This is a genomic window from Allobosea sp. 01N443 (assembly GCF_056399325.1).
On the sequence record NZ_JBFTRC010000192.1, the window covers coordinates 1 to 10,806 of the forward strand.

11 protein-coding genes are annotated in these 10,806 nt (G+C 65.7%); 10 read left to right on the forward strand and 1 reads right to left on the reverse strand.

Annotated features, from left to right (window positions below):
- Both AC1DRP_RS30275 and AC1DRP_RS30280 read left to right on the forward strand, forming a co-directional pair.
- Positions 1 to 596: PDZ domain-containing protein (locus AC1DRP_RS30275; protein ID WP_476770419.1), on the forward strand; the 596-nt coding region annotated here is incomplete at its 5' end.
- Positions 593 to 1,900, forward strand: a complete 1,308-nt coding sequence (locus AC1DRP_RS30280; RefSeq protein WP_476770420.1) for a replication-associated recombination protein A — start codon at positions 593 to 595, stop codon at positions 1,898 to 1,900. The genes AC1DRP_RS30275 and AC1DRP_RS30280, both read left to right, overlap by 4 nt.
- Before the next feature lie 99 nt (positions 1,901 to 1,999).
- On the opposite strand, the gene AC1DRP_RS30285 is transcribed toward AC1DRP_RS30280, so the two are convergent.
- Positions 2,000 to 3,313: a hypothetical protein gene (locus AC1DRP_RS30285; protein WP_476770421.1), complete on the reverse strand. Its 1,314-nt coding sequence runs from the start codon at positions 3,311 to 3,313 to the stop codon at positions 2,000 to 2,002.
- A 159-nt stretch (positions 3,314 to 3,472) separates the two neighbouring features.
- Here AC1DRP_RS30285 and crcB point away from each other — a divergent pair, with 159 nt between their 5' ends.
- The 8 genes from crcB to AC1DRP_RS30325 all read left to right on the forward strand — a co-directional run bounded on the left by crcB (position 3,473) and on the right by AC1DRP_RS30325 (position 10,714).
- Complete coding sequence (crcB, locus tag AC1DRP_RS30290; protein WP_441508487.1) at positions 3,473 to 3,856, forward strand: fluoride efflux transporter CrcB; 384 nt, start codon at positions 3,473 to 3,475, stop codon at positions 3,854 to 3,856.
- On the forward strand, positions 3,853 to 5,121 hold the full coding sequence (locus AC1DRP_RS30295; RefSeq protein WP_441493277.1) for an RluA family pseudouridine synthase: 1,269 nt from the start codon (positions 3,853 to 3,855) through the stop codon (positions 5,119 to 5,121). The genes crcB and AC1DRP_RS30295 overlap by 4 nt, the downstream gene beginning before the upstream one ends.
- Before the next feature lie 91 nt (positions 5,122 to 5,212).
- Positions 5,213 to 5,701 (forward strand): hypothetical protein, encoded by a 489-nt coding sequence (locus AC1DRP_RS30300; protein ID WP_441508486.1) that lies wholly within the window; start codon positions 5,213 to 5,215, stop codon positions 5,699 to 5,701.
- A 55-nt stretch (positions 5,702 to 5,756) separates the two neighbouring features.
- Entirely contained in the window at positions 5,757 to 6,437 is a 681-nt protein-coding gene (locus AC1DRP_RS30305) for an HAD-IA family hydrolase (protein WP_441508485.1), read from the forward strand.
- Between the two features lie 434 nt (positions 6,438 to 6,871).
- Entirely contained in the window at positions 6,872 to 7,309 is a 438-nt protein-coding gene (locus AC1DRP_RS30310) for a hypothetical protein (protein ID WP_441493274.1), read from the forward strand.
- A 120-nt stretch (positions 7,310 to 7,429) separates the two neighbouring features.
- Positions 7,430 to 9,430, forward strand: coding sequence for an acetyl-CoA carboxylase biotin carboxylase subunit (locus tag AC1DRP_RS30315; RefSeq protein WP_441508484.1), 2,001 nt, complete (start codon positions 7,430 to 7,432; stop codon positions 9,428 to 9,430).
- 96 nt (positions 9,431 to 9,526) lie between these two features.
- Positions 9,527 to 10,147 (forward strand): glutathione S-transferase family protein, encoded by a 621-nt coding sequence (locus tag AC1DRP_RS30320; RefSeq protein ID WP_441508483.1) that lies wholly within the window; start codon positions 9,527 to 9,529, stop codon positions 10,145 to 10,147.
- A 48-nt stretch (positions 10,148 to 10,195) separates the two neighbouring features.
- A complete protein-coding gene (locus AC1DRP_RS30325; protein ID WP_441508482.1) occupies positions 10,196 to 10,714 on the forward strand; it encodes a lysozyme inhibitor LprI family protein in 519 nt (172 codons plus the stop codon).
- Positions 10,715 to 10,806 lie beyond the last annotated feature (92 nt).

Sequence of the window (10,806 nt, forward strand, 5' to 3'; positions counted from 1 at the left end):
GCGCCAGGCTGCAGGCACTGACGGCCGATGTCGCCGACGGGCTTGGGCTCGACCGCCCGGCCGGCTCGGTCGTTGCCAGCGTGGTCGAGAAGGGGCCGGCCGCCGAGGGCGGGCTCAAGCGTTCGGACGTCATCCTCGCGCTTGACGGAGTCGCCGTCGATGATCCCGAGGCCTTCGGCTATCGTTTCGCGACCCGCCCGATCGGGGGTACGACCTCTCTGACCGTCCTGCGCGGCGGCAAGCGCCTGGTGGTTCCGGTGAAGCTCGTTCCGGCGCCCGAGACGCGGCCGCGCGAAACCGTGACGCTTTCGGGCCGCACGCCGCTTTCGGGGCTGACGGTGCTCAACCTGTCGCCGGCGGTTGCCGAGGAGCTTTCGATCGATGCCGGAACCGAAGGCGTCGTGGTCAGTGCCATCGAGGAAGGCAGCCTTGCGGCTCGCGTCGGTTTCCAGAAGGGCGACATCATCCTGGCCCTGAACGGAGAGCGCATGGAGCGCTCGCGAGATGTCGAGGCGGCCCTGCGTMAGCGCAAGCGCGCCTGGGAGGTGACGATCTCGCGTGCCGGACAGACCGTGACATCGGTCTTCCCGGGGTGAGCGACCTCTTTTCCGCTTCCGGCCTCGACAAGGCGGGGCCGCGCCCGCTTGCCGACCGTTTGCGGCCGACGACGCTGGCCGAGGTCACCGGGCAGGAGCACCTGACGGGGCCGGATGGCGCGCTCACGCGACTGCTGGCCTCGGGCTCTATTGGCAGCCTGATCTTCTGGGGGCCGCCGGGCACCGGGAAGACGACGGTCGCGCGCCTGCTCGCCGGTGCGGTCGATCTCGGGTTCGAGCAGATCAGCGCGATCTTCTCCGGGATCGCGGACCTCAAGAAGGTGTTCGAGGCAGCGCGCGGGCGACGGCTGGGAGGCAAGGGCACGCTGCTCTTCGTCGACGAGATCCATCGCTTCAACCGCACTCAGCTCGATGCGTTCCTGCCAGTCATGGAGGACGGCACGATCACGCTGGTCGGTGCCACAACCGAGAATCCGTCCTTCGCGCTCAACGCCGCACTTCTGTCGCGGGCGCGGGTGCTCACATTCCAATCCCTCGACGAGAACGCGCTGCTCTTTCTGCTCGGCCGGGCCGAGGTGCTGGAGAACAAGGAATTGCCGTTGACGCCGGAGGCGCGGCTGGCGGTTGCCCGCTTTGCCGATGGCGACGGGAGGGCGGCACTGACGCTGGCCGAGGAAATCTGGCGTGCCGCCAAGCCGGACGAGATCTTCGACGAGGCCGGTCTCGCCGAGGTGATCCAGCGTCGCGCACCGATCTACGACAAGGCGCAGGACGGCCACTACAACCTGATCTCGGCACTGCATAAGACGATCCGCGGCTCTGATCCGGATGCGGCTCTCTATTACTTCGCCCGCATGCTCGATGCCGGTGAGGATCCGCGTTTCCTGGCGCGGCGGCTGGTGCGCATGGCGGTCGAAGATATCGGGCTCGCCGACCCGCRGGCGCTCGTCCATGCCCGCGCCGCGGCCGAGACCTATGAACAACTGGGATCCCCCGAGGGCGAGCTCGCGCTCGCCAACACGGTGATCTATCTGGCGACGGCGCCCAAATCGAATGCGGCCTATATCGCCTACAAGGCGGCGCGGCGCGCGGCCAAGGAGGGCGGCTCGCTGATGCCACCCAAGACCATTCTGAACGCGCCGACGAAGCTGATGAAGGAAGAGGGCTACGGCGCTGACTACGCCTATGACCACGACGCACCCGATGCTTTCTCCGGCCAGAACTACTGGCCGGATGCGCTCGGCCGGCAGCTGTTCTACGATCCACCCGAGCGTGGCTTCGAGCGCGAGATCCGAAAGCGGCTGGAATACTGGGAAAAGCTCAGGGCGGAGCGCAGCAGGTAGAAGATCAGACCATCGGTCAGGTATCGGGCCCGATCATCTGGCCTTCTGCGTTGGCATCGGCCTTTCCGGGAACCGCGCTTCATTTTTCGGGCCGATGCATCAGAACGCGCGCTCTATGAAGACTTGAGTCGAGATTAGGCGCCCCGCCAGCCCTGCGGCGACCTGCCGGCCAGTCAGGGATATCCGGGCTTGCGCGACCGACGCTTCGATCCCGGCCTTGAGACCCTCGATCGGTGTCCAGACCAGATTGGCGGCGGCGCGGTCGATGCTGATCTTGCYTTTGGCCTGGTCGATCAGCGGAACCGATAGCTGGTAGCGGCTGACGTAAAAATTGGTCGCGATCTCGTCGGTCCATTCCCGCCGCATCACAAGGGCGGTCGAGAAGCCGCGGGTCGGGTCGCTGCCGAGGAGCACCGTCCGAACGACGGCGGCGTCGAGTTGCGAGCCGATATAGGGCGCCGCGTCGACCGCGCCTGCGACCTGGGCCGTGATGCTGCCGGGGCGCCCCAGCATCTCGGCCTCATAGGTAACGCCCAGAATTCCGGCGCGTCCCAAGCGGGAGTTTCGGCCGGAGATGTCGCGCAGTGCCAAAGCGCCATGCAACGTCCATGGCCCGGACTGGTAGACGAGCCGTGCCACGCCATCCGGCATGCGGCCGGCCGCAACCGGCAGGGTCGAGGTCGTGCCCAACGCGGGATCTTCCATTGCAAGTGTCGCGATCCAGGTCTCCGTCAAGGGCAATTCCAGGGCCAACAGTCCGACGGTCCGACTTGGCACCCGCGTGCTGAAGATGAACTCGTYGCCCGTCCAGAAGCTGAAGCGCGAGGTGTCCAGGCCGAAAATCCAGGGCCCGACCAACACCGTCGCCTCGTCGAAAGTGAGTCCTGCGACATCGTCGGTCGGGCTCTGCATGGTGAAGGAGAAGGCGCTGCCGACGCGCAGCCCGGAGGCGAGATCATGCGACGTCGCGATGCGAATACTCGCGCTTGTCGGAAAGGATGTCAGGCTCGACTGCGGCAGGGAAACGGAGCGCGATGCCCGGACACTGTCATTCTGCAGGCCAGCGCTTACGGTGCCCGACACCGAGAGGCAGGTGGCGGAGCCGGGCAGGATCAGGCCAGGGATGCTGTCCTCGTCATCGTCCTCCTCCTCGTCATCGCTGCTTTCGTCCTCCATTTGCCGGCGGGGATCGGCCTCGCCGCCGAAGAGGGGCTCAAGCTCGGTCGGCGTGATCGTGCAACTGCGCGCAAGGCTCGGGGGGCGGGCGGGTTTCAGGCCCTTGGGCGGCGGGAGTGCGACTGCTTCCCCGGTCAGTGCTGCGAAGGCCGGCAAGGCAAGCAAGGCCGAGGCTGCGATCGCCCAGGTGCGATGCAGGCAGGGCTTCTCCTCAGCGCGGCCTGTCACGGCGGTCATCGGTGGCGGGCGGCTCCAAGGCATTGTTGTCAGTGGTCATCTGTCGTTACGGGATCCGGGTGTGTCAATTGCGCCGTGAGAGGGCGCACTCCCGTGATTGTCGGGGGYTGAGACCGGATTTCGTTTGTGCAGGTCGGGTGTGCTGGCTATTGCAGGACGATGACATCCACGTTTCTCGTCTTCCTGGGCGCCGGCATCGGCGGCGCGCTGCGACACGGCGTCAACTACACCTCGCTGAAATGGCTGGGGACGGGTTTTCCCTATGGCACAATGGCCATCAATATTCTCGGTTCGGGGATCATGGGGCTGATCGTCGGCTGGCTCGCCTTCAGGGCGGGCGAGGGCTGGTCGCAACAGGCGCGCCTCTTCCTGACCACGGGCGTCCTGGGTGGATTCACGACTTTCTCGGCCTTCTCGCTTGAGGCCGTTCTGCTCTGGGAGCGCGGCCAACTGGGCTTCGCCACCATTTATGTTCTGGGCTCCGTCGCGCTGTCTCTGGCAGCGCTGGTCGGTGGGCTCGCACTCGTCCGGGGGCTATCATGAGGCAAGGTGGCAAGGGCTCCGGCAGCAAGGGCTCCGGCGGCAAGGGGCAAACGGGTCGCGGCGGCAGGCCTCCCGCGGCCGGTGCCGGGAAGAAGCGGCCAAGCCATGACGCGCGCCGGCCGGCGCGCGCTTCGGGCCAGGCCAGGCCGGGCGAGGGCGAGGACGTCGCGCGCCGCGCACCGGTTGGCAGGTCGCCAGTGCAACGGGCACAGCGCCCAGCCGGACCGACGCGGGCCGAGGTCAAGGCCGTGACCGCAGAGGTGCTTGCCACCGGCGTTCAGCAACTCGTCGTGACGCCGGACGAGAACGAGATGCGGATCGATCGCTTCCTTGAGACACGCTTTCCGCAGCTGTCCTTCAGCCATATCCAGCGGATCGTCCGGAAGGGCGAGCTGCGCGTCAACGGCAAGCGCGCCGACAGCAAGGACCGGCTCGAGGCCGGCCAGACTGTGCGCATTCCGCCGCTGAAGCTCGAGCAGCAGGCGGAGCGTCCGCGGTCGGCCAGGGCCGATTCCGACACGGTCGAGTTCCTGCGCTCGATCACGCTCTACGAGGATGACGATGTCATGGTCCTCAACAAGCCTGCCGGCCTGGCCGTGCAGGGCGGCTCGGGCACCACGCGCCATGTCGACGGCATGCTCGATGCCCTGACCGGCAAGGACGGCCAGAAGCCGCGCCTCGTGCACCGGCTCGACAAGGATACGTCCGGCTGCCTCGTCATCGCCAAATCGCGCTTTGCGGCGGCGACGCTGGCAAAGACCTTTCGTTCGCGCTCGGCCCGCAAGGTCTACTGGGCGCTGGTTGCCGGCGTCCCGCGCGTCCGGCAGGGCCGGATCTCGACCTATCTCGCCCGCGAGGAAGCCTATGATGGCGATCAGCGGATGGCGGTCGCCAAACATGGCGACGACGGTGCGATGCATGCCGTGACCTATTACGCCGTGGTCGAGACCGCGGCGCAGAAGCTCGGCTGGCTCTCGCTGAAACCGGTGACCGGCCGCACCCATCAGTTGCGTGCACATGCGGCCCATATCGGCCACCCGATCGTCGGTGATCCCAAATACTTCAACATTCAGAACTGGGAGCTGCCGGGCGGCATCCAGAACAAGCTGCATCTGCTGGCTCGCCGCATCGTGCTGCCGCATCCGCGCGGCAAGGGCACGATCGATGTCAGCGCGCCGCTGCCGCCACATATGCGCCAGTCCTGGAATCTGCTCGGTTTCGAGGACGAGCGCTATGACCCGATCGTGGACGCGCCCGACGAGTAGGAGTTGGCGTTACCTTGCGTAAGAGAACACTTGCGGAACAAAAACAGATATGTTCTAATTTTGTTCTCGTCACTCTTACGCAGGTGCTCCCATGACGCGTTTCGCCTTCGTTCTTGCCGGCCTGACCCTTTCGCTTGCCACATCTGCCGCTGCGCAGTCACCAACCGCCCCGCAAGCTGCTGCTGCAGCGGCGGATGAGCCTGTGCCGCGCGTCGAGCGCGCCAAGGCGCGGCAGGATTGTGTCGCCGAACATATTGCGCTGAGTGGCGACGATTTGCGCCAGGCCATGCGCGATTGCATGCAGGCAAAGTTTCCGGGCGTCCAACTCTATGCCCGCGATGGGCTGACGCGCGACGGCAAGCCCACGGCCGTGACGGCGCGTACCGCCTGCAAGACGGAGGCCGATGAGGGTGGCCTGACCGGCGCTGCGCGGCGCGACGCGCTGGCCGCCTGTTTCAAGGCGAAGCGGCCCGATCTGGCGGCTCGTGCCGAATGTCGCAAGGAGAGCCGCGCGAAAGGGCTCGATGGCGAGGACCTGCGCAAGGCGGTCGCGGACTGCGCCCGCGAGAGCCGTTCATGACGGAGCCGCGCCGGGTGCAGTGGATCGCAGTCGCGATCCACGGTAAAGCGCCTGCATGGACCTCGTCATATTCGATCTCGACGGCACGCTGATCGATTCAGCCGCCATCATCCTCGGCGCCCAGGTCGAGACCTTCAAGCGTTGCGGCCTGGTCTATCCAGGCCGCGAGGCGGGGCTCGGCATCGTCGGGCTGACGCTCGATATTGCGCTGATGCAGCTTGCGGGGCTGGAACGCCCCGACGACCAGCTGACGGAAACCTATAGGGAGGTCTTCGGCGCCATGCGGCGGCAGGCCGAGACCGATCCAAGCCTCGCCGAGCCGCTCTTCCCGGGCGTTGCCGCTATGCTGGACGCGCTGGTTGCGCGGCCCGATACGGTGCTCGGCATCGCGACCGGCAAGTCCCGTCGGGGCGCGGACTACATCGTCGAGCGCTATGGCTGGCGTCAGCACATGGCGACGATCCAGACGGCCGATGATGCACCGTCCAAGCCCCATCCCGACATGATCCTGCAGGCGATGAGGGAAACCGGCGCGCGACCGGAACGTACCCTGATGGTCGGCGACAGTTCCTTCGATATCCAGATGGCGGTTGCCGCTAGGGTCACGCCGGTAGCCGTCTCCTGGGGCTTCCAGCCGGTGGCATCCCTGCAGGCGCTCGGCGCGCGCCATGTCCTCACCGATTGTGCCGAGTTGACGGGCATCATTGACGGGCTCGCGGTGGCTGAGCCGACCTGAGGGCGGCGGCGAGGGCACTGCGACGTTCCGCTCCGATCGGGTTCCACAGTCTCTTCGCGCCGTCGGATCGGCGCGAAGACTGATCCATGTCCCCGCTTCGCTCCTTCGCGCCGACGTCCCGGTCGAACTGGAAATCGCCGCAAACTGTGCAGCCGAAACGCCCTGTCCGTAAGAGAGGCGCGCGGAGGTTCCGTCATCGCGGCGAGCAGGACGGCGTGCCGTCGAGCGGAAACCGATTCGGTGCCGGATTTCGACCGCGACCCGATGCATGGCGGCACTTCAGTAACATCCTCGCAACCACGTCCGATCAGGACCGTTTAACCTGAACAGAAGTTCAGATTTGGCCGTTAACCACCTGCTGGCGGGTGCCGCGTCATGGTGTTCCCACAACAGGAACGCACCGGCGCAAAATAAAGCTGGGCAGGAGTCGAACGATGATTGGTCATGAGCTCCGTGAATTCGTCGATCGCGTGATGGAAAAGCACGCGATCGACGATCAAGACACCAAGATGCTTCAGCGCGAAATCTTGGTCGATAGCGTGATGACGCGCGATGTCATCGATGTTCTGATTGCGCTGGATCGCGCGGTCGTCGCGACCAGCGCCTCCTTCGCCAATTACCTGGTCACTCTGGTCGTCGACTTCGCTGTCTGGGAAAGCCGCCCGACAGGCGTGATCGATCGCGAGAAGGCACATTGGCTGGTGACGACGCTCTCTGCTGGCGACGGCCCGACCGAGACGGCGCGACGCATCGCCTTCGAGATCGTGCGCGAGGCGGATCGCTGCGACGAGATGCTGATCGCCTTCGCCATGCGCAAGAGCACGTTCATGGTGCCGGGCCAGCGCCTCGAACGCGTTCTTCGGACGAACTGATCAGGCGGTCGCGCACAGCCCGCCGCCCATTCCCGAACTTTCGCATCAGTGGACGCGGGCTGCGGCCTCCAATAAACCCCGACTGTCACAGTGTTTTCAGACAGCCGGGAGACGCCACCCATGTTCACGAAGATTCTGATCGCGAACCGTGGCGAGATCGCCTGCCGTGTCATCAAGACGGCGCGGCGGATGGGCATCAAGACGGTTGCCGTCTATTCGGATGCCGACCGCGACGCGCTCCACGTCGAGATGGCGGATGAGGCGGTCCATGTCGGCGCGGCGCCCGCGGCCGAATCCTATCTGCTGATCGACAGGATCATCGCCGCCTGCAAGGCGACGGGGGCAGAGGCTGTCCATCCCGGCTATGGTTTCCTGTCCGAGCGCGAGGCCTTCGCCCAGGCGCTCAGGGATGCAGGTATCGTCTTCATCGGCCCCAATCCCGGCGCGATTGCCGCGATGGGTGACAAGATCGAGTCGAAGAAGGCGGCCGCCGCGGCAAAGGTCTCGACCGTGCCCGGCCATCTCGGCGTCATCGAAGATCCCACCGAAGCCGTGAAGATCGCCGACGAGATCGGCTATCCCGTGATGATCAAGGCCTCTGCCGGCGGCGGCGGCAAGGGCATGCGCATTGCCCATTCGGCCGGGGAAGTCGCCGAGGGCTTTGCCCGGGCGAAATCGGAAGCGGCGTCCTCATTTGGCGACGACCGCGTCTTCATCGAGAAGTTCATCGTCGACCCGCGTCATATCGAGATCCAGGTGCTTGGCGACAAGCACGGCAACGTCATCTATCTCGGCGAGCGCGAGTGCTCGATTCAGCGCCGCAACCAGAAAGTCGTCGAGGAGGCGCCGTCGCCGCTGCTCGACGAGGCGACCCGGCGCAAGATGGGCGAGCAGGCGGTGGCCCTCGCCAAGGCGGTGAATTATGATTCGGCCGGAACGGTCGAGTTCGTCGCAGGGCAGGACCGCTCCTTCTTCTTCCTAGAGATGAACACCCGGCTCCAGGTCGAGCATCCCGTCACCGAGATGATCACCGGCATCGACCTCGTCGAGGAAATGATCCGTGTCGCCTATGGCGAAAAGCTCCGGCTGACGCAGGCCGATGTCAAGCTGAACGGCTGGGCTGTCGAATCCCGCGTCTATGCGGAGGACCCGACCCGCAATTTCCTGCCTTCGACGGGGCGGCTGGTGACCTATCGCCCACCGGCCGAAGGTCCGGATGGCGAGGCGACCGTCCGCAATGACACCGGTGTCTTCGAAGGCGGCGAGATCTCGATCTATTACGACCCGATGATCGCAAAACTCGTGACCCACGCGCCGACGCGCGAGGCGGCGATCAAAGCGCAGGCCCGTGCTCTCGACGGTTTTGCCATCGAGGGCATCCGCCATAACATCCCGTTCGTCTCGGCGCTGATGCAGCATCCGCGCTGGATCGCCGGACACTTGTCGACGGGCTTCATCGCCGAGGAGTTTCCGGAAGGCTTCTCCCTGCCGCAGCCGAAGGGAGAGATAGCGCTGCGCATGGCCGCTATCGCGATCGCCTGCGACCACCGTCTCAACCAGCGCAAGCGACATGTCTCGGCCCAGATGGAGGGATGGCGCAAGGTCGAGTTCGAACGCACCCGCATCGTGACGCTCGGCGGTGAGCGCTTCGAGGGCATCGTGGCGGAGCAGGGCGAGACGATCCTCGTCAGCTTCGGCGACCGTTCATTGGCGGTCGCCTCCGAATGGCGGCCGGGTGAACCGGTCTGGCGCGGCACGCTCGATGGTGTCTCGATTGCGGCGCAGGTGAGGGCGATCCTCAACGGCGTATCGCTTGGCCATGCCGGAGCCTATGCCAGCGCCCATGTCTATACGCCGCGCGAGGCCGAGCTTGCCGCCCTGATGCCGGAGAAGGTTGCGGCCGATACCGGAAAATTCCTGCTCTGCCCGATGCCGGGGCTGGTCAAGGCCGTGTCCGTGAAGGTCGGCCAGGAAGTCAAGGCCGGCGAGGCGCTCTGCATGGTCGAAGCGATGAAGATGGAGAACGTGCTGCGTGCCGAGAAGGACGTCACCATCGCGAAGATCCTCGCCAAGGAGGGCGATTCGCTCGCGGTCGATGCCGTGATCATGGAGTTCGCCTGAGCTTGAGGCGGCAGACCGCCTGCAGATAGAACGATTTGCTTTCCGTGGCGTCAGGCAGGAAAGTCTGTCCGGCCAAAGGGTGGCGGGGAGCTCTTCATGCTGACGATCTGGGGACGGATCAGTTCCATCAATGTGCAGAAGGCCGTCTGGGCGGCCGGTGAGGTTGGCCAGAGTTTTGAACGGGTCGATCTTGGCGGCGCGTTCGGCGGCAACCGCGAGCCGGCCTATCTGGCCAAGAACCCCAACGGCATGATCCCCGTTCTGGAGGATGGCGATGTCTGCATCTGGGAGTCCAGCAGCATCGTGCGCTACCTCGCGGCCCGCTATGGGGCGGGCTGGATCTGGGAGGAGGATCCCTCGCGCCGCGCCGAGGCCGATCGCTGGATGGACTGGATGATTGCCGAATTGCAGCCGGCGATGGCTCCGGCCTTCATCGGTCTGATCCGGACACCGGCGGAGAAGCGTGACATGGCTGTCATCGAGGCCTCCATCGCCAAGACGGAGGCGAAGCTGGACATCCTCGAGGCGCATCTGGCTTCACGTGATTACCTCGCCGGCGCGCGCTTCGGCATGGCCGATATCGCCGTTGCGCCGGGCGCGCATCGCTGGCTCAACATGCCGGTGCCGCGTGCGTCCCGGCCGAATGTCCAGCGCTGGTACGAGACAGTGGTGGCCCGGCCTGCTGCGAAGCCAGCGCTGCCCCTGCCGATCACGTGAGCGTGTCGCCGCCTTGCCCTCCCCGCAGAGCTTGACATGATGGTGACCATGACCCGCTTGGGAATTCTTGCATTCGGCATGGCGGCAATGGCTGCAGGAGGCGCTTGGGCGCAGTCGCCTCCCTCGAATCCGGTGCTATCGGCCGACCGCACGCAGATGGTGTCCTGCCTGAGCCAGAGCGGTGGGGCTGCCAGTTCGTGCATCGGGTCGGTGGCGGTGACCTGCGTACGAGAGGCTTCAGGCGATCGGCGTGCGGCCGAAGCCGATTGTGCGAGGCGAGAAGAGGCGGTCTGGCGCGAGCGCCTGACCTTCGCGAGTCTGGCGGTCATGCGCAATGCCGAAAGCGGCGCGCGGGGCCAGTTCGCTGCGCTTCAGGTCGCCTGGGAAGGCTATGCTGCGCAGAAATGCGCATTCTATGGGAGCATGCAGCCGTCTGTCCGCGTGGCCGGGATGCAGGCGGGCTGCATGTTGCGCGAGGTGGCCAGCCGTTCGCTCGAGCTCGAGCGAATGGTCGGCCAGCGCAATCCGGTGCGCCGCCCCTCCAATCCACCCAGCATTACCCGTTGAGCGTCGTTGCGTCGTTAATGCAGCGTCGTCTCGTCATCGGCTAGATCATCGGACCGGATATCGCATCCGGTGCAATGATCTAGCCTTCTGTG